General features: G+C 47.9%; 19 protein-coding genes. 10 read left to right on the forward strand and 9 right to left on the reverse strand.

The genetic code is table 11. From position 1 onward, the window contains the following. Window positions 1-22: 22 nt before the first annotated feature. From ACJJI0_RS04015 to ACJJI0_RS04030, 4 genes are all read left to right on the forward strand, one after another. Complete coding sequence (locus tag ACJJI0_RS04015) at window positions 23-1,732, forward strand: alkaline phosphatase D family protein (RefSeq protein WP_444884764.1); 1,710 nt, start codon at window positions 23-25, stop codon at window positions 1,730-1,732. 171 nt (window positions 1,733-1,903) lie between these two features. Next, window positions 1,904-3,397, forward strand: coding sequence for an aldehyde dehydrogenase family protein (locus ACJJI0_RS04020; RefSeq protein ID WP_444884765.1), 1,494 nt, complete (start codon window positions 1,904-1,906; stop codon window positions 3,395-3,397). 370 nt (window positions 3,398-3,767) lie between these two features. Then, window positions 3,768-5,042: a serine hydrolase domain-containing protein gene (locus ACJJI0_RS04025; protein ID WP_444884766.1), complete on the forward strand. Its 1,275-nt coding sequence runs from the start codon at window positions 3,768-3,770 to the stop codon at window positions 5,040-5,042. A gap of 538 nt (window positions 5,043-5,580) precedes the next feature. Further along, a complete protein-coding gene (locus ACJJI0_RS04030) occupies window positions 5,581-5,844 on the forward strand; it encodes a hypothetical protein (RefSeq protein ID WP_444884767.1) in 264 nt (87 codons plus the stop codon). Between the two features lie 24 nt (window positions 5,845-5,868). On the opposite strand, the gene ACJJI0_RS04035 is transcribed toward ACJJI0_RS04030, so the two are convergent. Next, a complete protein-coding gene (locus tag ACJJI0_RS04035; protein ID WP_444884768.1) occupies window positions 5,869-6,753 on the reverse strand; it encodes an SDR family oxidoreductase in 885 nt (294 codons plus the stop codon). A gap of 34 nt (window positions 6,754-6,787) precedes the next feature. Beyond that, a complete protein-coding gene (locus ACJJI0_RS04040; RefSeq protein WP_444884769.1) occupies window positions 6,788-7,876 on the reverse strand; it encodes an alkene reductase in 1,089 nt (362 codons plus the stop codon). A 109-nt stretch (window positions 7,877-7,985) separates the two neighbouring features. Between ACJJI0_RS04040 and ACJJI0_RS04045 the strand changes: the two genes are divergently transcribed. Next, window positions 7,986-8,843, forward strand: a complete 858-nt coding sequence (locus tag ACJJI0_RS04045; RefSeq protein ID WP_444884770.1) for a LysR family transcriptional regulator — start codon at window positions 7,986-7,988, stop codon at window positions 8,841-8,843. Window positions 8,844-9,196: 353 nt separating this feature from the next. Here the strand turns inward: ACJJI0_RS04045 and ACJJI0_RS04050 are convergent, their stop codons facing one another. Beyond that, on the reverse strand, window positions 9,197-10,210 hold the full coding sequence (locus ACJJI0_RS04050; protein WP_444884771.1) for an aldo/keto reductase: 1,014 nt from the start codon (window positions 10,208-10,210) through the stop codon (window positions 9,197-9,199). A gap of 249 nt (window positions 10,211-10,459) precedes the next feature. Here ACJJI0_RS04050 and ACJJI0_RS04055 point away from each other — a divergent pair, with 249 nt between their 5' ends. Further along, window positions 10,460-11,365 (forward strand): LysR substrate-binding domain-containing protein, encoded by a 906-nt coding sequence (locus ACJJI0_RS04055; protein ID WP_444884772.1) that lies wholly within the window; start codon window positions 10,460-10,462, stop codon window positions 11,363-11,365. A gap of 84 nt (window positions 11,366-11,449) precedes the next feature. On the opposite strand, the gene ACJJI0_RS04060 is transcribed toward ACJJI0_RS04055, so the two are convergent. Further along, window positions 11,450-11,752, reverse strand: a complete 303-nt coding sequence (locus tag ACJJI0_RS04060) for a GFA family protein (RefSeq protein ID WP_444884773.1) — start codon at window positions 11,750-11,752, stop codon at window positions 11,450-11,452. Window positions 11,753-11,858: 106 nt separating this feature from the next. Between ACJJI0_RS04060 and ACJJI0_RS04065 the strand changes: the two genes are divergently transcribed. Further along, window positions 11,859-12,782 carry a LysR family transcriptional regulator gene (locus tag ACJJI0_RS04065; protein ID WP_444884774.1) on the forward strand — a complete coding sequence of 308 codons (924 nt, stop codon included), beginning with the start codon at window positions 11,859-11,861 and terminating at the stop codon, window positions 12,780-12,782. A gap of 51 nt (window positions 12,783-12,833) precedes the next feature. On the opposite strand, the gene ACJJI0_RS04070 is transcribed toward ACJJI0_RS04065, so the two are convergent. From ACJJI0_RS04070 to ACJJI0_RS04090, 5 genes are all read right to left on the reverse strand, one after another. After that, window positions 12,834-13,403 (reverse strand): DJ-1 family glyoxalase III, encoded by a 570-nt coding sequence (locus tag ACJJI0_RS04070; protein ID WP_444884775.1) that lies wholly within the window; start codon window positions 13,401-13,403, stop codon window positions 12,834-12,836. A gap of 127 nt (window positions 13,404-13,530) precedes the next feature. After that, the gene (dbpA, locus tag ACJJI0_RS04075; RefSeq protein WP_444884776.1) at window positions 13,531-14,919 is read right to left on the reverse strand and encodes an ATP-dependent RNA helicase DbpA; all 1,389 of its coding nucleotides are present in this window, start codon (window positions 14,917-14,919) and stop codon (window positions 13,531-13,533) included. Between the two features lie 275 nt (window positions 14,920-15,194). Further along, window positions 15,195-18,332, reverse strand: coding sequence for an efflux RND transporter permease subunit (locus ACJJI0_RS04080; RefSeq protein ID WP_444884777.1), 3,138 nt, complete (start codon window positions 18,330-18,332; stop codon window positions 15,195-15,197). After that, window positions 18,326-19,864, reverse strand: a complete 1,539-nt coding sequence (locus tag ACJJI0_RS04085) for an efflux RND transporter periplasmic adaptor subunit (protein WP_444884778.1) — start codon at window positions 19,862-19,864, stop codon at window positions 18,326-18,328. The genes ACJJI0_RS04080 and ACJJI0_RS04085 overlap by 7 nt, the downstream gene beginning before the upstream one ends. A gap of 234 nt (window positions 19,865-20,098) precedes the next feature. Then, on the reverse strand, window positions 20,099-20,503 hold the full coding sequence (locus ACJJI0_RS04090; protein ID WP_444884779.1) for a hypothetical protein: 405 nt from the start codon (window positions 20,501-20,503) through the stop codon (window positions 20,099-20,101). Between the two features lie 253 nt (window positions 20,504-20,756). Here ACJJI0_RS04090 and ACJJI0_RS04095 point away from each other — a divergent pair, with 253 nt between their 5' ends. The 3 genes from ACJJI0_RS04095 (at window position 20,757) to ACJJI0_RS04105 (ending at window position 23,871) form a co-directional block, all read left to right on the forward strand. After that, the gene (locus ACJJI0_RS04095) at window positions 20,757-21,665 is read left to right on the forward strand and encodes a hypothetical protein (RefSeq protein ID WP_444884780.1); all 909 of its coding nucleotides are present in this window, start codon (window positions 20,757-20,759) and stop codon (window positions 21,663-21,665) included. 72 nt (window positions 21,666-21,737) lie between these two features. Beyond that, the gene (locus ACJJI0_RS04100) at window positions 21,738-22,295 is read left to right on the forward strand and encodes a hypothetical protein (RefSeq protein WP_252081718.1); all 558 of its coding nucleotides are present in this window, start codon (window positions 21,738-21,740) and stop codon (window positions 22,293-22,295) included. Window positions 22,296-22,623: 328 nt separating this feature from the next. Next, complete coding sequence (locus ACJJI0_RS04105; RefSeq protein WP_444884781.1) at window positions 22,624-23,871, forward strand: DUF418 domain-containing protein; 1,248 nt, start codon at window positions 22,624-22,626, stop codon at window positions 23,869-23,871. Window positions 23,872-24,048: the final 177 nt, after the last annotated feature.

Raw genomic sequence — 24,048 nt, forward strand, 5'->3', positions numbered from 1 at the left:
AACAAACAGGAAGTTGGGGTTTATGACTGTTTCTCGCCGTACATTTGTGCAAGCCATGGGGCTTGCGCTGCTTACACCATTTACCGTTCGCTCATTAGCGGCTAGCAATAGCGAAACCTATGCGCGCTTTAATCTGAGTGGCAGCCCCTCGGGCTACGATATCGATCAGAATGGGTTGATCTTCGATTTGTCTGTGGCCTCCGGTGATCCCAGCCAAACTGGTGTGGTGCTCTGGACCCATATCAACCCCGCTGCCTTTGTACCCGGCCAAATCCTGTATGTGGATGTGGCTTTGGACGAGTCATTTACCCAGCCGGTGTTGAGTGCTGAGATCAATGCTGAGGATATCAGTGCGGATCGCGACTACACCGTAAACATCGACCTGGAAGGCTATCTGTCTCCCAATCAGCGTTACTACTACCGCTTTAAATACGGCGCACTGTGCAGCCGCACCGGGCGCTGCCATACCCTGCCAACTGGTGGGCTGGAAAGTATCAAAATGGCGGTGGTGACCTGTCAGGATTACACCACGGGCTATTACAACGCCTACAGCCATTTGGCCGATGAAGATGTGCATTGCGTATTGCACTTGGGAGACTTCATCTATGAGTACGCGCAGTATGAAGGTTTTGAGGATGCGATTGTTCACCCAATGAGCCTGCCTTCCGGCGGTAATGTGGCTATGGATCTCGAAGACTATCGCCATATTTACCGGGAATACCGCAAGGATAAAAACCTGCAGCGGGCGATGGAAATGCATTCCTTTATTATCACCTGGGATGACCACGAAACTGCGGATAACGCCTACTGGGATTACGATCGCGATACCCTGGGTGTGCCATCCCATCCCTACCAAACTGGCGCTAACAACCCCGAGCAATTGCGCCAGCTGCGCCGCGATGCACAACAAGCTTGGATTGAGTATGTGCCGGCTCGTGTAAAAGTGGATGAGGCGGCCAGCCACGCCTTTGACTACCTGCAAATTTACCGCTCTTTCCAATTCGGCGATTTGGTCGACTTATATATGACCGATAGCCGAACCTATCGCACCAAAGAGCCCTGCAAAGACGGTAGTGCCTGGGAAAACTACTGGTGCACCGATTACGAAGAGAAATCCCAAACCATGCTGGGGAAAACCCAACGGGATTGGCTGATTAATGGCTTGGTCAATTCCAATGCCCGCTGGAAAGTTTGGGGTAACCAGACTCTGCTTGCCCAGTTAGCAGGCACCGCACTGGGGCGCCCTCTGGTATTCGCTAACTACGATGCCTGGGATGGTTATCAATGGGAGCGTGAGAAAATTCTCTCCAGTGTGAAAGACAACAGTGTCGATAATTTTGTTGTGCTGACCGGGGATCTGCACACCAGTATTGCCTCTTACCTGAAAGTAAATTTCAACAAGATCAGCAACTGGGACTATGACAACTTGGTAGGCATTGAGCTGATGACCCCTTCGATCTCGTCACCGAACCTGAATGATACGGTAGAGAGAGGGGTCGACGTGGGTAGCGTATTCACTTCATTACTTAATGGAGGCGTGCAGGTTAACAATCCGCATATCAAGGATTTTGTCAGCAATATCTATGGCTATGCGGTGATTGAGTTCAACCACAGCGAGCTGAATTGGACTGTCTATGACATCGATAAAAAGTCAGACAACCCATCCACCAATAAAAAGACCTATAAAACGTTTAACTACGAACCCGAAGGTATGTGGCTGACGGAGAAATAGCCAAACCAATAACCATCTTTAATAGCGCCACCCAGTGACTCAACTTAGTGACTGTGGTGGTGCTTTCCCGCGCCTGTTGTATCAACGCCTACCTTTCTAGATTTGGGTCAGCCCCTAAGGCCTATAGAGGCTATCCGTGTTGCTATCTGTCTCTGAGTAACCTATACCCTCGTGACAGATCGAGCGGGTTCCGATGTCGATGCTCACCGTGAATACCACCAGGAGCCATTGATGTTACAGAAAGCGTACCCCTACTACCTGGCCAATGAAGCCATCTATGCCAATACCGAGCTTGATGTAACCGATAAGTACTCCGGCCAGGTGGCAACACAGGTTGCCATGGCAGATGCCAAGGTGATCGATAGCGCGATAGATTGGGCCTTGCTGGCAGAAAAACCCATGGCTGCGTTTCCGCCCTACAAACGCCAGCAAGTCTTGGATCACTGTGTACAGCGCTTTCAGACTCGCTTTGAAGAGTTGGCCGTGGCCCTGTGTATTGAAGCGGGTAAACCGATCCACGATGCCCGTGGGGAAGTCTCCCGTTTGATTGATACCTTTCGTGTGGCCGCAGAAGAGGCGGTGCGTATCGATGGGGAGATTATCAATCTGGAAATCTCCAAGCGCAGCGCGGGGTACCGGGGATTTGTTAAACGGGTTCCCGTAGGGGCCTGCTCTTTTATTTCACCGTTTAATTTCCCCTTGAATCTTGCGGCCCATAAAGTGGCTCCAGCCATTGCTGCCGGCTGCCCCTTTGTGCTCAAACCCGCGAGTAGAACCCCGATCGGTGCCCTGATTATCGCAGAGGTACTGGCGGAAACCGATCTGCCCAAGGGGGCCTTCTCGGTGCTGCCCTGTCACCGCGAAGGCGCGGACCTGTTTACTGTGGATGATCGCTTTAAGCTGCTCAGTTTTACCGGCTCCCCTGCGGTAGGCTGGGACTTGAAGGCCAGGGCAGGGCGCAAGAAGGTTATTCTGGAATTGGGTGGCAATGCTGCCTGTGTGATTGATCGGGATACCGATCTGGAAGATGCGGTAGAACGCCTGATCTTTGGAGCTTTTTATCAGTCGGGTCAGAGCTGTATTGGTGTACAGAGGATCTATGGGCATTCCAGTCTATATGAGGACCTGAAAGTGCGTTTGCTGGAGCGCACCAAGAAGCTTAAGAAAGGTGATCCTAAAAATGAACATACGTTTATTGGTCCGATGATTTCAGAGGGGGAAGCGACAAGGTTACATAACTGGATTAAAGAAGGGGTTGAACAGGGAGGCAGCCTTCTCTGCGGTGGTAACCGCGATGGCGCCATGCTCGAACCCACGTTATTAGAGAATGTCCCCAGTGATTGCAATGTAGTTCAGCAGGAAGCTTTTGGGCCTGTAGCAATACTGGAACCCTTTGATGATTTCGATGAGGTGCTGAAAAAGGTCAATGACAGCGCATTTGGTTTGCAGGCCGGGATTTTCACCCGTGATTTGTACAGAGCCCAAAAAGCCTGGGACACCCTGGAGGTGGGTGGTGTGGTAATAGGGGATGTGCCCAGTTGGCGGGTAGACAATATGCCCTACGGCGGTGTGAAGGATTCGGGCCTGGGCCGAGAGGGGGTGCGCTGGGCGATCAAGGATATGACCGAAGAGCGGTTGATGGTGGTGCGCTCACTGCCTGCCTAGCTCGAGATTTGTAGGGGCTCAACAAACATGCCGGCTCGATCAGTGGCTCTTTAAGCGTATATGGAGGGATTGCCCCTCCATCTAGAAGCGTACTTAGTAAGCGGCTGGTGAATGACTTTAGGTCAAAATACAGCATGCGACATGCGAAGAGGGCTTCGACAGAAGAGCCCCCGAAGTTGAGTACCGTCGAAATGATATCCATCTGTGAGCGCCCTCCTGAAGCCAAGAATCGTGCAACTCCCGGTCACTTGGTTGGAGATCATGTTTAGAACATTTTTCTGCATTTAAATTGAAATTTTCATTCTGCTACGATTTTGGAAGATGTGTTAATTGAGGTCGTGTCAGGCTAAACAGCAACGAGTTCTTTTTTATGTCAACAACGATAAATCCAATGAGAAATGGTGGAATATGTTTGAAGTATGGGTGTGTAGCAATGATCTTGGCGATTAGTTCTTTTCCATCTGCTCTAGCTAAAGAAAAAGTTACGCTCAATGATTTTTATCGGCCGTTTGATCTATCTGATATTAATCAAAATAATATGCAAACTTGGCCATATTACAGGTATACATCCATGCACTGGGATGACTATGGCATCTTTGGCACGGTGCATATAATGGGTGCAGATAATCCATCCAATCTGGAAGTTGTTAAAGAGCCCTTTAATATAAGTCTGGAAATCCACAAGGGCTGGCCTTTCGTTGAGTCGCTAAATGCCACTCAAACAAAAGGTTTTCTGATTATGAAAGATAATAAAATTATCGGGGAGTTTTATGATAATGGACTTGATCACAATCAAACTCAGCTTTTGCAATCCGCTTCCAAAACTTACGCAGGAGTCATTATCTCAAAGCTGATTGATAAGGGTAAGATAGATCCTAATTTGTCGATTGGAGATTATCTCTCTGATTTTTCTGGTTCAAAAATTGGAAAAGCCAAGGTGCAAGAGGTGCTTGATATGACCTCTGGCTTATTACCTGCGACAGATTATCATGTGCCAGGAGGTGAAGCCTATTTATTTGAGGTTGAGCAAGGCTTAAAGCCGGGTAAACCAACTGGACATCGCAATGCCATCAAGAATGCTAAAGTCCAGAATGAATCGGGCAAAGTATATACATATAATGATAAAAACACGGATCTATTAGCAATACTTGCAGAAGAAGTTTCAGGGCACCCATTCAACAAGCTTCTTTCGGATCTCTTTAATGATTTTGGGGCAAATAGTTCTGGCTCCATTGCCTTGACCGTTGATGGTACCGCTAGCCCTTCCTATGGTATCAGTACTACCCTACGCGACTATGCACTTTTTCATCAGTGGATTGCCCAGGGCAAGGCTCCAAAGAGCTTCTATGATTCAGTAAAAAATCTTGATAAGGACCTTCTTGCTAAATCTGAAAGTGGCAAGGCACTTGCCACTGCGTTGGGTACTCCTGTGGCATATGGGTCTCAAGCCTGGTACTTGCCAGAATACAACGTTATCTACACAGCTGGTTCCTATGGGCAATATGGGTTTAGTGATCTCAATAGCGGTTTGTCTGTGGTCTTTATGCAGGATTGGGAAGACAATGCTGTACCCAAGAAATTAGTTGAAACAGTAGAGCGTGCAAAATTCATTATTAATAATCTTGGAAAACAAAAAGGTTCATAGTGCAAGATCAGTGTTGTAGAAATTCTTTACATGTTAGTTAATGTTAGTCTTGGGGAGGTTGGCTGGGTTATTGTAGGCTAGGTAATCCTTCCTTAAGAATGAGAGATAATTTAAGTCAACACTCTAAATAGATTGGTTTAGTGTTAGCTATAAATCAACAACCACCCGCAAAGCGGGCGGTATGATGTATAATAGTTCAAGCTTGATCTGATAGTTACCGGCTCTCAGTTAGTGGTCAAGCCTGGATTAATCCAACTTAGGGATAGTTAGAGCCAGTCTGGCTTTAAGATGAATCCATCTTTTAATTGCTATGCTGGCTTAATTTTTAAGGTAAAATCTTACTTCCTACTTGGCAGTGGAGCGGAGTCATCGAGCTGATTGTTACATTCGAGCTGGATGTGGCCATTCTCTATTTCACACTGGCCATGTCAGTCTCAGTCTTGGCCGGGTTTCTATTAGAGAAATTAGACTTTGAACGGTTTGTTTATGATAAAGCCTACCTGGAGTCTAAAAGGTTGTATCTTGGGCTCTAAGAACAGTGACGCCCAGCCTGCGAAGAGTGGGGGTGTTTCTGGGCGGGGCACTGCCACAGGTAATGAAAAACATCCATGATGTGATTGTTATCGATGCCGGTCCTATCGGCATTACCGCTACGGCTCAACTCTTATCCCGAGGTCTACAGCCACTGATGCTGAAAAAAGACACAACTGTAGGAAGCGCCATGCTGAAGGATACCTTTCATTTCTACTTATCAAAGATTATTGGCATCGTTGGAAAGTTAGTGCTCATTGTTAAACACTAACTTTCCAATGGGGTTACTACTTATCTAGACTTCTTTTTTCTTAAATCGATGTATCTCACTGCGGAAAAAGGATCTAATTGAGGTTGCCCCTCTACCCAGTAGTTTTTCTGTATGGTCAGAAAGCTCAATAGTATGGCCCCATTCGCGAGTTACTGGCCAAAGTTGTGCTAAGGCATCAATATCGCTCTCGGGAATTCCAGAATTGAGTAATCCCAGCCTTGCAGTTTCATCGCTGATGGGCATGTATTTAATTTCTCTGTCTAACTCCTCAGATAAGATCTGTGCTATATCGCTATAAGTTAATTTTTCCGGACCAGTGAGAATATATTTCTTTCCTTTATGTAAATTTGGTTCCATTAAGATTTTTGTTGCCACATCGGCAATGTCTTGATGATCGACTGTCACAACGGTTGCGCCCGGTTCGGAACCAAAAGGCGCACTAATAGTACTTAAGTTGGCAACTTCATCGGCCGAAGCGAAGAAATTGCTGTTAAAGCTGGCGGGTTGTAGTATCGTCCACTTTAAAGTGGATTGAATAAGGTAGTCTTCTGCCTCTCCTAACCATCTTGCTATATCTATAGGCGAACTTGCATCGGCCCCTAAACCGGAGAGTTGCACTATATGCTTGACACCGGCTTGCTCAGCTACACGGATAAAAGCGGCATGTTTCTTGGTGAATGAGGATTCGAACGCGGTAACCAAAAAGGCTGACTCAATACCATTCAGAGCCTCTAATAGAGAGTGTTCATCTTCATAGTCCCCCTTTACGTAGCTGATATTCTTAGCTCTTATTGGCGCTTTCGAAATATCACGTAACATAGCTCTAACAGGCATATTGGTGTTGGCGAGATTCTCAAGAATGGCTTTGCCGTTGTTTCCAGTTCCGCCGGTAATCAGAATTTTTTCCATAGCTGTGTCCAAAATACAAATAATAAATTGATGCTCAAGCGCTTTGCTCGGATAAAGATGGGTAGTCCACATATCCCCGTGCATCACCGGAAAAAAATGAAGACATATCTTCTTCGTTATAGGGCCCATTACTTGCCAGGCGCGCTACTAGGTCAGGATTTGATATAAAGAGGCGTCCAAATGAAATGTAATCGGCTGTGCCATCGGCAATAGCGTTGTTTGCAGATTCCGAGTCATACATACCATTGGCAACGTAGCAACCTTTGTAAGCATCACGCAGCTGGGTATGGTCAATGGATGGTTGCTCATTTCTATCCCATGCCCGCTCCATCATCTGTAAGTAAGCCAGGTTATATCTACTGAGTTGACTGACAATATATAAGTAGGTTTCTTGAGCGCGGCTGTCTGTCAAGCTAATCTCTGGTGATAGCTTGATACCGACTCTGTCAGACCCCCAGACTTCACACAGTGCCGATAGAACTTCAAAGGTGAAGCGAGCTCTGTTTTCTATACTCCCTCCGTAAGCATCGGTGCGCTGATTGCTGCTGTCATGTAGAAATTGAGCCGGCAGGTAAGGCCCTGCAGCGTGGAGCTCGACTCCATCAAAACCGGCTTTGAGAGCATTCTTAGCCGCCTGTTTGTAATCCGCGATAATGCCTTGAATCTCATTGTGAGTTAGGGCTCTGGGCATTGCGTAAGGTTTCTTTCCTTCATAAGTATGTGCTGCGCCTTCTGCAGCGATTGGTGAAGGCGCTACGGGAGCCTGGCCTCCGATAAGATCGGGGTGCACTTCTCGGCCCATATGCCAAAGTTGGATGAAAATCTTCCCGCCACGGCGATGTACAGCATCGGTAACCTTTTGCCAGCCTTTGATTTGTTCTTGCGTAAAAATACCTGGGGTATCTACCCATCCGAGCCCTTGAGCTGAAATCGCTGTGGCTTCAGAGATGATCATCGCTGCACCGGCTCGTTGGGCGTAATACTTGGCATTGATGTCTGTAGGTACTCCATCCCTTCCAACTCGAGCACGTGTCAACGCAGCCATGATGACACGGTTGTCAGTTTCTATTGATCCGAGATTTCCTGATGAAAAAAGACTCAGATTTAGATGATTCTTAGCCATATCGCTTAACTCTGCTTGTGTTGATAGGGCGTAGGATAATTATGTATACGATAGATAGATAATGGTATATTTGTATCAACATGATTAATCAGTTGAATCAGGTTTTGTTATGACCCAGGAACAACTCAAGATGTTTATCGCTGTAGTTGAACAGGGCAGTTTTCGAGGTGCGGCAAAGACCATTTTCAAAACCCAGCCGACAATCAGTAATGCAATTAAGAAGTTGGAAGAAGAGTTTGGCTTTCCCTTATTTCATAGGGATAGCTATCGTCCAAGTCTTACAAAGCAGGGTGAGGCTTTTTATAAGCAGTCTAAGCGCGTTATTCAGAGCCTTGAACAGCTCTCCGTAATGGGGCACCAGCTTGGAGCGGGAATAGAGCCAAAATTCACCGTGGTTATCAGTGGTATTGTTGAGCTATCTCCTTTATTAAAACAGATCAAACCCATAGTGTTGTCATTTCCCAATACAGATTTCAGTATTAGTACTGAACTATTATCGGGTGTTATGGAACGCGTCGATAATAATGAAGCTGATCTAGCATTCGCTACTTTATACGGTGTTGAGAGTAAACATGAATGGAAGAAAATAGGGGAAGTTGAGCTTGTGAATGTTGTGGCGCCTGGGGTCTTCCCAGGGGAAAGTGTCTCACAGTTGGAAGCTGCACAGTTACCGCAAATTGTTGTGAGGGATACCGGCCACTCGGGAAACAAAGGAAATATTAGCTTGCTAGAAGTTGGGCGCAGGTGGCTTGTTAATGATTACCATACAAAAAAAGAATTGACTCTTGCTGGGCTTGGTTGGGGGAGAATTCCTAGGCATTTTATAGAGGATGATCTGAAGAAGAGCTTACTCGTCCCAATCAATGTCGAAGGCATCAAAGCATTTAGTAGTTTTGATTTATGTATTATCCGCAATAGAGAACGTGCTCTGGGACCAATCGCTAGTAGGTTTTGGAACTTCTTTTAGATTAAGTAGCGAGATTCTGAAAGTGTAAATACTTTTTATATTTGGAAATTCCCAAGTTGCAAGGACTTCTGGCAATTATTTTAACTTTATCAAGTTGCCATGCAAAATTGCGGCTTGCATAAATTTTGCTTCTCTCCGTTGTGTTTAAAACTTTTTAGTCAGCTGGCTATAAAGATTATTAAGTGTAGTAAATGATTGGAAAGCTGAACTTGACCTGGCAGGGCAACTTCTAAAAAATCGGTTACTGTCAAATCAAGTTCGAACGACTAAATGTTAAATTAAATTTCCCTAATAATCCCACCAATAATGTTTATAGGCCGGGATTAATATTGTATAGCTAGTGATGTTTACCCTTACTTTCCATTTGGCAGTGGAGCGGAGTCATCGACAAGATGTTCTTGACGCAATTCTTGCCATAGAGCATCAGGGATATTAGTTTCCAAAGCCTCAACATCTTCTTTGATCCTTGTAGGTTTGCTCGCACCTGGTATCACCGCAGCAATGGCTGGATTGGCCAGTACAAATTGCAAACCAATAGCCTTAGTGCTAACTCCGTACTTATCGCCAATCGCTTTGATTTTGGAAACTTTTTGCAGTATCGAGTCTGATGCTGGCGCGTACTCAAAATTTGGTCCTCCGACTAGCGCCCCGGAGCTATAGGGACCTCCAGCTACGATGCCGAGGTCGCGTTCTATTATCTGTGGAATTACTCTCTGGAGAGCTCGAGAGTGATCCAGCAAGCTGTAGCGGCCAGCGAGTAAAAAGCCATCGGGGCGAGGTTCTTCAAGATCAAGAAGTATTTCAATCGGCTCCACTCTGTTTACCCCCAGGCCCCAAGCTTGAATTACGCCTTCATCACGCAGTTTATCGAGAGCCCTGAAAGCACCTTTCCGCGCGCTTTCAAAAATGCCAAGCCATTCGTCACCATAAAAATCCTGGGCAACATCGTGAACCCATGCAATTTCAATACGATCGGTCTTTAACCGCTTGAGGCTGCCTTCTATCGAACGCATTGTTGCATCGTATGAGTAGTCATTAACAACCTTATTGGGGCGGCCATGCTTGAAAATCTCACGCTTATCTTGAATATCTCGGTTCGCTACATCTTCAACTTCATCCAAAATTAAGCGGCCAACTTTGGTGCTGATAACATAGTCTTCGCGTGGGAAGCTAGACAACGCCTCACCCATACGAATTTCTGCAAGACCGGCTCCATAGAATGGCGCATTGTCAAAATACCTGATACCGCTATTCCAGGCCGCCTGTACCGTTGCTAAGGCTTCAGCATCCGGAATCTCGCGGAACATATTGCCAAGAGGTGCTGTGCCAAATCCGAGCTTACTGGGCAATAGATTTTTCAGCTTCACTTGCTTCTCCCATCAATGAAATTCTTAACTTAAGAGGTTTTGACTATGTGGTCGGGCGGTTAAGAATGCCTGACTAGCCAGTTACGTCCCGCTACCAATGTACTTAGCATAAAAACTGCAGCTAATTACTATGGCGATATGGCCTGTTTGTAGTAGCCGAAGGTAGTGGGTCGATGGAGTCAGTGTGGGGCAATAGCTTTTGATGAAAAAGCCGTATATAGGCAATATACTATTGATTTAAGGTCAATAATGCAGGTTACCCTCCAAGAGCTCCAGGTATTTATCACTGTGGTAGATACTGCTTCGATCACTTCGGCTGCCGAACGGTTAGAGCAGACTGTCTCCGGGGTTAGCCGTGCATTAGCCCGTTTGGAGAATAAACTGCAAACTACATTGCTACAGCGCACTACCAGGCGTCTGGAATTAACAGAGGAGGGGCAAGCTTTCCTCAAATATGCACGGGATATTCTCATCTCAGTGGAAGAGGCCGAGGAGCAGATGGCGGCCCGCAAAAAGCACCCCTCTGGTCTTCTGCGTATAGACGCCGCCACACCATTTATGCTGCATGTAATAGCACCTATGGTAAATAGCTTCCGAACTAAATACCCTCAGATAGAGCTTGAGCTAAACAGTAATGAGGGGATAACCGATTTGATAGAGAAGCGCACTGATGTGGCTATTCGTATCGGTAAGCTCCAAGACTCAACCTTATATGCCCGGCCAATAGGTTCTAGCAGAGTTCGAATTCTAGTCAGTCCTGGCTACTTGCAACAACATGGTACCCCGGAGGATGTGGAGCAACTCGCCCAACACACCTTGCTTGGCTTTACAAAGCCCGAATCACTCAACAAATGGCCGCTGTATGAGCAGAGTGGGGACATGCTGCACATTAAGCCAACGATTACTTCATCTAGTGGCGAGACTTTACGGCAACTAGCACTATCAGATGCAGGAATCGTATGTTTATCAGACTTTATGACCAAGAGAGATCGCCAAGCTGGGCGATTGGTGCAGCTATTCTCTAGTGAAACCTTAGACATGAAACAATCTATTAATGCGGTTTACTACCGTAACACGGCACTTTCATCACGTATTACTAGCTTTATCAATCACATTCTTGAGGAGCTGGGAGATCAACCATTCGATGAGGTTTAACCACATGCACACTTTTATGCAACAGCGAATATTAGAGAGTGACGGACTAAGTTAATTTTCTGACTGAAGGATTGACAAGGCTAATTAAAAGCCAAAGCTCAGAATTCCACTATAGTCGGCTTGATAATTTTGCTGGCTATGTATTACGAGATGGGTTTGTCCACGGCGATCTGTTTGATATATACCCGCACCACACCGACTACAAAATCCATATTCTTTTACTGGTCCAGATTTAAAAGAATAGGTATTAAGCTGTTTTGAGGCATCTTCAATGAGCGCTGGATTGGAAGTCTCAACAAAACTTATTGCCCCAGCTGCCTTAGGGGAAACTGAGCTGTTGAAAAGTTTGTAATGAATAGCCCCACAGTGACAAGTTAAGTGATTCATGGGTTAATTTCCAGAGTGGATTAGTATGGGTTTAAAGTTTACTATTTGGCCGATCTTAATAAAGATCATCAGCGGAAAGTCATAATTAGCTTTAAGGAAATAGTCGGTGCGGCGGGAATATGATAAGTACCACTTGATCAGTGTCTTTTGTGCGGTAGTGGATCATGGCTCTCTAAGCAAAGCCGGTAGCCATTTGGGCTTGTCAGCGCCAACTGTGAGCAAGACACTGGCTCAATTGGAGCAGGTGCTGGGCCAGGTACTATTGATCCGAACAACCAGATCGGTCTCGGTAACCGATGCAGGCAGGCTTGTTTACCAGCAAGGGCAGCAGATAATCAATGCCTTTACTGACCTGGAAGATCGGGTTGCTGAAATTGGGGCCTTGGACCGGGGCAAATTGCGCTTAACCTTCCCTGAAACATTGGGTGAAAATGTCTTTAGCCAAATATGTATTGACTTTCAAGAAGCCTTTCCAGACTTTAATCTCGAGCTGATCTTTACGCCACACCATTTGGATATGGTTGAGGATGATATTGATATTGCCATCCGTGTTTGGTCGGCAATACCAGATAGCCAGTTTTATGCGTTGCCACTTTTTCATATTCATCCCATTTTTGTGGCATCTCCTGAATATTTAAAAAAGAAAGGGCATCCAGACTCAATCGAAGAACTCGGAAAACATAATATTTTGTTGGCCAGGCTTAATGGTTTGAAAGATGGGTGGCTATTCAATGGCAAGTTCTATCAGTTTAAGGGTAATCTTGTTTCTAACAAGACCACTCATATCCGTGCTGCGGCAATAAATGGCAATGGTATTGCTATATTGCCTTCTTATTTCTGTCAGCCAGCCATTAAATGCGGTCAACTAATAGAGATATTTCCTAATTTAAAGCAAGAGGTTCAAGTAGTTGGCGCTCTGTATAAAGTTAGGCGTAATAGCTCAAAAAAAATAGATTTGTTTTTGAGTTTTCTAGAAAGGCGTTTACGAAAGTCAGATTTTGATTTGTTAGTTTCAGCGGAGTCCGAGTAGCTCGGCAGAGTGGAATTCGATTGAAAAACTGAATGTCAGGATAATGTTAGATTACTTACCTGGTAATAAGACATTCATAGTGTGAGCAATTGAGTGTGTTCGCTCTTCCCCAAATAAGCAGGTTACGAGTGCAAGTGCGAACTCTATCGCGGTTCCTGGTGATTGGCTGGTCACTAAGTTCCGGTCAACAACCACTCGTTGATCGCTGACTTCCCTTACATATTGACTAAGCTCACTACGAAAAGCTTTGTAGCAAGTTGCTTTAAAATTGGTAATTAACTGATGTCGGCCAAGTACGATTACTGGGGCGGTACAAATTGCCCCTAACCAACGGCTGGATTCGATTTGTGCGCGGATAAGCTCCATTAGAGGTTCCGAGTTATGCATACACTCGGCACCTTCCTTACCTCCTGGCAGAGCTATTAAATTCCAAGTGGTATTTAAACACTCCTCTATACGATAAGGCGCTTCGATAACAAGATTTCGTAGGGTAGTGATGCGATTACTCGGCATAATAGAAGCTAGTGTTAGCTCCGCATCCGTCCGACTTAAAATGTCGTAGATAGCAATGGTCTCGATATCTTCAACGCCATCTGCAAGGGGAATCAGTATTTTGGACATGGACACAGCTCCAAAAAGGCTAGGACTTAATTATTTATAGGCTTTCTAACCTAACGCCACACCTTAAAGCTGACCCCCAGCTCAGGGAGTTAGGTCCATACGGACCCAACTCATTGGTCCTTAAAGCTTAGCCTCGTATACGTCGCACCCGGAATTTACGCCCTTTCAGTTTCCCATTTTCGATCTTTTTCAGTGCTTGTGCTGCCACATTGCGTTTAATCGCAATATAAGCCGTCTGATCCAGCACGTTTATCTTGCCAACATCTTTTCCATTTATCGGACGATCGCCGCCGGTCAGCGCACCCAGGATATCGCCGGGGCGAACTTTCTGTTTCTTGCCGCCATCGATCTGCAGGGTAGCCATCGGTGCCTGGAAAGGAGGTTTACTCAATATACTGGCTGGTGGTGGTGTATCTGGGTCGGATAGTGGGTCCTGGGTTAGTTCCATACGAACCAGTTTGTGGCCTTCCTTCTCGGCAAAAAGGGAGTAGGCGCAACCGCGTTCACCGGCGCGGCCAGTCCGTCCGATGCGATGGGTGTGTACTTCCGGATCTTTGGCAATATGAAAATTAATCACGGCATCCAGTTTGTCGATATCCAGACCCCGTGCCGCTACATCGGTGGCCACCAGAATCGAGGCGCTGCCATTGGCGAAGCGAATCAGGGTTTCGTTACGCTGGCGTTGCTCCATATCCCCATGCAGGGCCAGCACATTGAATCCTGCCTGCTTTAGGTCACTGGCGACGTCATCGGTCTCGCGCTTGGTGTTACAGAAAATCAGGGTATTGACTGGCCTGTCATTGAGTAAAATGCGGCGGGTCATCTCCAGGCGATCATCGAAACTCTCAGTTTTGTAAAAGCGTTGTTCGATCACCTCCTCACTGTGCGCGGACGCAATGCGTACCATCACCGGCTTTTGCATAACTCGTGCACTGAGCCGTTCAATTTGATCCGGGTAAGTCGCGCTAAACAGTAACGACTGTCGCCGAGCTGGCACTTGCGCCAGAATGGTATCAATAACGTCCTGAAAGCCCATATCGAGCATCCGGTCGGCTTCGTCAAAGACGAGTGTGTCGACATGCTCTAGGGATAGTGTTCCCTTGCGCAGGTGTTCTTCGATGCGCCCTGGTGTACCAACAATAATGTGCGCTCCATGGGCGAGGGAGCCAATCTGTGGGCCAAACGGCATGCCGCCACACAGGGTCAGAATCTTAATGTTGTGTATTGCCCTGGCCATTCGGCGCAGTTCCTGTGCAACCTGGTCGGCAAGTTCCCGAGTGGGGCACAGAATCAGCGATTGAATCCGAAATCGCTCAACACTGAGCCGCTGCAGCACCCCCAAACCGAAGGCTGCCGTTTTACCGGAGCCGGTTTTTGCCTGCGCAATGACATCTTTGCCGTCGAGTATGAGCGGAAGTGTCTTGGCCTGAACCTCGGTCATTGATGTGTAGTTGAGAGACGCCAGGTTTTTCAGCAGGGCAGGCTTCAATGGGAGTTCGGAAAAGGGGGCAGTCAAGGTAAATCCTGGAGTCGTTGAATGTCAAATACGCGTATTACTCAACCAGCCAGGAAAGTGATTTTCACATTCTAGCTTTTGTCATTACTGCAATGTTGCAATCTGGGCAATACAAATCTTGCCTGGCATTTTAACAGTTAACTCTGAGGAAACCTATTTGCCCGCTGCCTTTAGAGCAGTGCACAGCTGACAAATAGGTAATTTACGCTGATGAAAAATGATCAGTAGAAAATCGGTGGGGCAATGGGCCAAGTTGAGCCAATGCCCCCGCTTTTCTAGCTTTCCTTATCTGTACGAGCCTTCCACTGATAAAACACTCCGGGCATAACCAACAGTACAAACAACAGTGTCGTGAGGGTGCCGCCGACCATGGGTGCAGCAATGCGTTTCATGACATCTGCGCCGGTGCCATCGGAAACCATGACTGGAATCAATGAAATCAACAAGGTGAGGCTGGTCATCATCATTGGCCTTATGCGGCCCGCTGCCGCTTGTGCGACAGCGGCGGTATTGCCTTGCGGCGGCTTATTGGTTCCAGCAGCCGATAAATAGTGCAGCATCAATAGCCCCATCTCTGCGGCAAGGCCGGCCATAGCGATCATGCCCACCCATACGGCGACGCTGAGTTTGTAGTCAAGCAGGTACAGCAACCAGAAGGCCCCGACCAGTGCCATCGGCATAGCGGTAAGTACAAACAGGGTGTCAGACAGCCGGCCGCGGTGCAGGTAAAGCAGGAAACAAACTGCTAGTAAGGTCAAGGGCACCAGCCATTGCAGGCGGGACTTGGCCCGCTCCAGATATTGATACTGGCCAGCCCAGGCGATGCGCTGACCGGGCACCAAGTTGACTTGGTCAGCGACCACCTGTTTTGCACGGCTCACATAGTCGGCAACACCTACATCGCCTTTCAGGTCGACAAATACTAATCCCACTAACTGCCCGTCTTCATTGCGAATCATGGGCGGGCCAGTGCGGAAGTCCATATCAGCCAGTTGGTTGAGAGGCACCTGGGAACCGTCGGAAGCGGGAACCAGAATTTGCTCCAGCTGTTCCGGGGTATCCCGGTAGTCGCGGGCATAGCGCACCAGCACGTCGTAACGCTCGCGCCCCTCGACGGTCTGGGTTGCAGCCAAGCCACCGGCAGCCGCGGCAATCACATCTTCGATATCCTGCACATTTAAACCGTGGCGGGAGGCCCGTGCGCGATCGATATCAAAGTCCAAAAAGTAGCCACCGGTGAGGCGCTCGGCAAAGACACTGCGGGTTTCATCGGCGGTGCGCTGATCGCTGCGTAGGGCTTCCTCAATAGCCAATGCGGTTTGCTCGATTTCTTCCAGGTTATCGCCAAATACCTTGATACCCAGCTGGCTGCGAATACCGGTGGCGAGCATTTCGGTACGGGTTTGGATGGGCATCCACCAGATATTCGGCATACCGGGATACTGCAGTTTCTCATCCATCTCCGCTAGCAGGTCATCCCAGGTCATGCCGGGCCGCCATGCATCCTTGGGCTTCAGGGTAATCACAGTCTCTACCATGGAGAGTGGTGCAGAGTCAGTCGCACTGTTTGAGCGACCAATTTTACCGAACACGTGCTCAACCTCGGGAAAGGTTTTTAGCTCTTCATCCATTTGCTGCAGTACTTTGCCCGCTTCGGTCACAGACATACCGGGTAGGGCAGTGGGCATATAGAGGATGCTGCCCTCATTGAGTGGCGGCATAAATTCACCACTCAACTTACTGATGGGGTAGGCCACGGAAACCAAGGCGGTTACCGCGAGGGCCGCCACCATTTTGCGCTGGCGCACACAGAAGTGGATCACCGGTTGCAGTGTAAAAACTAGGGCGCGGGTGACCGGGTTTTCCTTGGTGCGGATCTTGCCACGCATCAACAGTACGGCGAGTGCTGGGATCAGGGTGATCGCCAGCAGTGCGGCAAAGGCCATGCTGTAGGTTTTGGTATAGGCGAGGGGTTTGAACAAACGGCCCTCGGTGGCTTCCAGCGCAAACACCGGCAGGAAGGAAACCGTAATAATAATCAGGGAGAAGAAGATACTCGGCCCCACTTCCTGCATTGCCCGAACAACCAACCTTCTTCGCTCAGCAGTAGACAATGCCTTATCGCCAGAGGCTGCCAGCTTTTTATGGATGTTATCCACCATCACCACGGCGGCATCCACCATGGCCCCAATGGCTACGGCAATCCCCCCCAACGACATAATATTGGCGGTCAACCCTTGTAGGGAAAGTGGAATAAAGGCCAACAACACGGCAATGGGCAGGGTGATCACCGCGACTAAAGCAGAGCGTGCGTGCAGCAGGAAAATGGCGATTACAGCGGCGACCACTAACATCTCTTCAATCAGAGTGTTTTTAAGGTTGTCGATCGCACTGTTAATCAGCTTTGAGCGATCATAAGTCACCACCAGCTCAACGCCCTCTGGCAACCCAGCGCGAATCTGTTCGATGCGCTCTTTAACCCTTTCAATCACCTTTAGGGCGTTTTCACCGTAGCGCATTACCACAATACCGCCGACGGTTTGCCCCTCACCATCCAGCTCGGCAATGCCGCGCTGCATGGCCGGCCCCAAGGTAATATCGGCAACCTGATCAAGGGTTACGGGAATTTTTGCCGCGTTTACCCCAATGACTACCTCTTCCAGATCAGAAACACTGCGGATATAACCGCGGCCACGGACCATATGCTCGTGGCCGGCGATCTCCAGTACCCGCCCGCCGGTGTCGTTGTTACTGCGGCGAATGGCTTCGACCACTTTGCCCAGTGGAACATTAAACATCTGTAATCGATGGGGGTCGATCTGGACTTGATATTCCTTCTCATAACCACCGATAGACGCGACTTCGGCCACACCCTCCACAGAAGTGAGCCAATAGCGCAATTTAAAATCCTGTAGTGCGCGCAGTTCTTGCAGATCCTGCTTGCCGCTGCGATCCACCAACGCATACTGAAATACCCAGCCGACTCCGGTGGCGTCTGGCCCCAGAGTGGGCTGAACATCCTCGGGGAGTTGGTCTGACACCTGGTTGAGATATTCGAGCACCCGCGAACGGGCCCAATAAATATCGGTGCCGTCTTCAAAAATGGCGTAGACAAAACTGAGCCCAAAAAAGCTCTGGCCGCGGACATATTTGACTTTGGGCAACCCCAGCATAGCGGTGGAAAGCGGATAGGTGATTTGGTCTTCCACCAGGTCTGGACTGCGGCCGGGCCAGTCTGTCATGACGATGACCTGGGCATCGGAGAGATCCGGGATAGCATCCAGGGGAACACTGATAAGGGCCCGGTATCCCGCCAGGGCGGCTATCGCCACAAGGATCAGCGTGATCCCCGGCTTGCCAGCGCAGGCCCCAATAATACGGGCGATCAGCCCTTTGGGTTCGGTATTTACCACTGCTGTACCCCCGATTTCAGGCGACTCTCTGCCGCGATCAGGAACACGCCAGAGGTGACGATTTTGTCGCCTTCCTGCAGTCCGGAGCGAATCACAATGCGCTCACTATCCCCGTATCCGGTGCGTACCTGCACTGGCTCCAGGCGGCCCTGGCCCAGATCACGGAAAACGATGCGCTTCTTGCCGGAGATCAGCACAGAATCCCTGGGAACTACTAGCAGATTCCCCAGTTTGGCACTTAACATAATGTCCGCGAACAGCCCGGGGCGAAGCTCGCCATCGGTATTAGGCAGGGTTACGCGCAGCCGCGCACTGCGGTTACTGTGATTGAGAAACGGGTCGATCTGCGTGAGGGTTGCCGGAATTTCCTCGTGGTAGACGTTGGTTAACCGCACCTTGGCCGGCATACCTTTTTCCAGCAGTGGCAGTTGGTCCTCATAGGCGTGGGCTTCTATCCAGACCTGGCTCAGATCGGCAATACGCAGTAGGTTGTCCCCCTTCTGAAAGGACGAACCCGCGACAATATTCTTCTCAATAATCACGCCACTGGCCGGAGCGAATATCGGCACATAGTCTTGCGCTTTCTGTTGCTCTACCAGCCAATCGATTTGCTCTTCTGAAAGTCCCCAAAGCAGTAAGCGCCGGCGTGCGGCTTTTTCCAGGGAATCGCCGCGGCGGCGCGCTTTCAGGTATTCATCCTGAACGGCCAGAAGCTCCGGGCTGTACACAGAAAACAGCACTTCACCGCGTTTAACTTCCTTGCCCTCAAAGTCGGCATCCAGGTCACCAATCCAGCCATCGAAGCGCAGGCTGATATCCCGCAGGCGGGTCTCGTCGTAAGTCACCTGACCGTGTAGGTGAATGGGTAGGGCGAATGGCTGTCTTTCAACCGTGCCGGTTTTGATGCCAATAGCCTGACGGCGACCACTTTCAACCACAATACTGCCGCTTTGCAGCTCATCATGACTGACCGGCTGCAAGTCCATACCGCAGATCGGGCAGGTGCCGGGCTGTGCAGCTCGTACAGACGGGTGCATGGCACAGGTATAGTAAGCGGTATCGGAGGCCTCAGGTGCAGATTTCAAGCGCAAACCTTTGCGGTTGGTGCTCATATCAAAGGCCAGGTCCACGTGGCGATCGTGGCCGGTAGCCACATCTACCACCATGGGCCATGAGCCCACCATCGCGAGCTCTATCTCCCCCTGAAAAATACCTGGGCTAGCCTCGTTGATATCCGCCTGGGCGCGCATAGCTGGCATAGCACCCATCGCGGGCATTTCCGCTACTGCGCGAACTTCGGCACCGCTGACTGGACGGTTTTCTCTGTCCCTAACTTCGATGCGAATCTGGTTCTTACCAGCGCGGGGCTGCAGTGGATCTACGGTTACAGCGATCTGGAAGGGGCCGGCAGGAATAAACTCAATATGGTCGGTTACCGCTAATCCAGCTGTTTTCTTCCAATAGAAGGCAGCGCCCGCCGCCGCCAGTAAAAAAACGAAAGAAACCAGGCTCAGCGTTTTTGCGCGGCTCATAGCACACCTCCAAAGACAGAGGGGATCAGAATTTGGGTAACGAGCTCGGTGCTGTGTGGGGTGCCAAGTTGGAAATCAAAGGCACTGCCCATTTCTTTGCTGCTACGGGCAGCAACGGCTTGTAGGGAAATCAAAGGGTTCACTCCTAGAACAATCTTTCTGAAGCCCAACAGCAGCAATGACAAAAGTTGAATGATGCTGCGGGAAATTTCGCAAATCAGAGAGAGGGAGTGATCAAATACGCAGGCGTAGAGTGGCTAACCAAGTTCGATTGCCGGGGAAGGTGGAGGCTAGTTGGAAGGGTGTAACCGCCTTGAGCAGCGGTGGGGCTAATATTTGCGGCCACTGGTAAGTGGGCGGTGGTGCCAGCTGAGGAAGTTCCAGGCCAAGGAAGGCAGCGGTTAAGGCGACTTCGTGATCATCCAGAGAGGTCTTGAGAGAAACCTGGGTGTCGTATTCACAGCAGTCGACTTCATCGGGCTCTGAGCTGGTAACCATGTGGTCACAACAGCACTCCGCTGCCGGCTCAGGGCTATCCATCATTTCGCAGGCAAGCACAGTTTGCACCTGGAACATCAGCAGGAGCAGGGCCGCCATAGCAATCAGTTTGGCGCGAAATGTGGAAGAGTAGTGTTTCATTACTAGTAAATCATACACCAGAGATCGGCCACCCGACAAAGATTGCCTTCACTGCGTGACTGGCTGGTGTTCTCAAGTTTCTCCAGGCAATGAAAATATAAACGAGGCTCAGCAATTTCCCGTGAGCCCCATGGTGGGAATTCCGACATCCATTTTCTCTTCGAGGCAGGCTTCCAAGCGATAATTAAGCTGTGCCCCTCTGAATAATGGGCCAAGTCACATATAGCTACCGAAAGCGACCTAAGGTTCCCCAATGCCATTCCTTCCAAATGCCGCCTTATTGTTGATTTCTTTAATGAGCATCATCTTTACTACTTCGGCTGTCGCTAGCTCTAATCAAGATGCCTTACAGATATTGCATGCTACGGCGAATGATCTCAATAAGAAAATTGATAGCGACTGGATACTGAGTAGGGAACGGAATTTGACAGCTTGGCTGCGAATGAAAGCAGTTCGCCAAGCGAGTTATGACGGTGAAGACTTGTCTTTCCTCCAAAAGCACGGCCTTGAAAAAAAGAGCCCGACTTGGTATGAGGTGAATTTAAAAGAACATCCTGAGTGGATGACCGCATACCGGTTGCTAATGCCGTTATCCTCTTGGCGAGGACTGCCTGAACACCAGGCTAAACTTTATGAACTTGGCATGACGGTGGTTGAAGTCAATAGACTCACTGGCTATATCCTTGCCAATGATATTCAGGAAATAACAATCCAGGCAGCGTTGGATTTTTTACGTGAGGAGGAGTCCACTTACGTAAGTAGATTTCTTCAAGGAGGTGAAGACTTTTCCTTAATCTATTTAGAATTTGTGGATAAGTTTTACACGCTCTCACATGTATTGGAAACCGATTGGGCGATAGGCCTATTTAACCTGTTCGATCGTGATGGTCAAGATATTTTATTGACTTACAGTTTGTCGAAAGTTAACTCCCGGATAGGTCTGGGGAAGAGTAGTTTTAGCCTGGATGAGAAGGTTGACATATTCATGGGGTATTTTCTCTCTGGAGTATTTCATGCATCAACGAAAGAGTCATTGCAGAGACACAAAGAGAGAAGGCGAGCCGATAGAACTCAAATTAATCTGGAATTTAAACCCCCGACGGATAAAGCCGTCAATGAGTGTCGTTGCGCCCCAAAGCAATGTTCGTATACCAATCATTGAATATACTCATTAATAGCGATAACGCCTTGTGTCTCTTATGTGGTCAATTCTTGATTTTGAGTGGTAGTAGCAATGGCTGTAACAAGGATCTGTATTTGTCTTGTCGTACTTCTCATTTCATTGCCTCTTGCGGCAGAAGAAAACACCCCCGCCGCTGAATCCTACGGTCCCCTTACAAAAATGACCAACTTATGGCTCCGGGGTGAAATTAGCAAAAGGCAGATTCGGGAACTGGCGTTAAGAGGGCGCTATGTGAATAGTTCTGATAAAGATAACGCCCATGTATCTTTTTTTCTAGACGAGATGCAGATAGTTGCTCGTGGATCATCAGTGTCTGGGCGATCAGCCCAAATTAATATCCAGGTCAATGAATCTAAGTTTGATCTGGATTATGACCTTGTCTCCATGCACCTCTTAATTAATGGGCATGGCAGTGGGCTATCGAATGAGCAGAAGTTTCTTCTGATTGTAATGAGCTATCGATTGGCAGCTGAGGGGTGGAGTAAATCTTTGGGAATAGACCAAATGGAGAAGAGCCTGATCTATAACACTCTAAATTACCTCTCCGAAATGCCGGCAGACTATAAGATGTGGGGGATGGCTAAGGAGATTAAATATCCTTTACATTAATAATAGAAACGGCCAATTTTAAGTCTGTGGTGATAATCTAATCGTTATCTAAATTGCTATTGATGAGATTGTGTTATCCAAGGTCTTATATGGACAGCAGAAGTGGCAATTTTTGTATTATGGTGACGCGCGCTCGACAGATTTAAATATATTTTCTAACCGATCTAAAAAAACTATTGGTCCAATCGTCCCAAAAAGGAGTGTTAACCGGCTAATTTTTTAAGTTGGTACGTCTGGTCAATAAAAGAATAATACTTTTAAGTGGTTCAATCTTGTGTCAAACCTACACTGGCATTAATCTGCTCTATTTTTGCTTAAAAGGATTTGCATGTCAGCCCGGATTTCACAGTTAGATTTGTTGAGAGGAATTGCCATATTGGGTATTCCTTTTATGAATATGGTTAGTTTTTCCATGCCCATGGCTGCCTATTTGAACCCTAAAGCGTATCTGGCAGATGGACCACTTAATGATCTGATTTTTATTTTCTTACATATATTTGCCGATCAAAAGTTTATGGGACTTTTTGCCATGCTTTTTGGGGCGGGTATTGTCCTTCTTGCTGAGAAGCGTTTAAACCAGCAAAAATCTGCCGCTAAGATTCATTACAGCCGCAACTTTTGGCTACTGGTTATAGGCTTGCTCCATGCGATCTATATCTGGGAGGGCGACATACTGACAGTATATGCGCTAGTTGCTATGGTGCTTTATATATTCCGTGGGCTGCGTGGAAGTTGGCTCATTACGCTAGGAACTTTGAGTTTAATGGGCGCTGTACTGGTCTCAAACTATACCGGTGTTGTGTTATCCGGGCTCAGTGGGGAAGCTAAATATATAGTCTCAGATATCTTCGCACCTGATACAGCACAAATTCAAAGGGACGTTGCGGCCTATACAGGTGGTTTCTGGGAGTTGGTCAATCACCGATTCGCAGCTGAAGATAGCGATGCAGATATGGAGGCGAATATTGTGATGCTATTTTTCAGCTTGTCGTTTATTTTGAAAATCGCCGCGATGATACTAATAGGTATGGGACTCTATAAAGTTGGCATCTTACGTGGTGAGGCAAGCCCTGAGACCTATAAAAAGATGGCTGTTGTCGCAACACCCATTGGTTTGATCCTTACTGTATTGGGTTTAGTTTGGAACTACAGCAATGATTGGGAGATTAATCACTACTTCTTATATGGCGATGCATTTAATCTGGTAGGGGCTACCTTCACCAGTATTGGCTATGTTGGCTTGGCCTGTCTCTGGTATCAGAGTAATACACATCTGTGGATTAAGAATAAAATACAACAGGTTGGCCAAATGGCATTTACCAATTACCTCGCTCAGTCATTGATTGGTGTGTTTATATTTTATGGCTTTGGAATGGGGCTATATGGTGCGCTGACAAGAGTAGAAGTTGTTGGTGTTTGTATTGGTCTTGTCCTATTTCAGCTCGCTTATTCTGATTTGTGGCTGAAAGTTTTCCGTATGGGGCCTTTAGAGTGGTTTTGGCGGGCACTAACCTATCTGAAGCTTCCACCGATCTTTAGGGAGAAGTCGCTCCAGACTGCCGGTAGGGGAGCTTAATTAGTCTCATTTGAATAGTGAAAGGACACGTCAGCTAGGGCAGTGACAGGTGTTAAGGCTCAGAGAAGAAAAAGCAGCTCAAACTAATCAGATATCCAAATCGCAGAAGTAGAGGGCCGGCTACAATCAAAGATGTGCAACATCACGCAAATAGCGCCGGTTTTAACTACGGGTGCA

The sequence above is a fragment of the Microbulbifer mixtoriginis (SeqCode) genome (assembly GCF_052466695.1).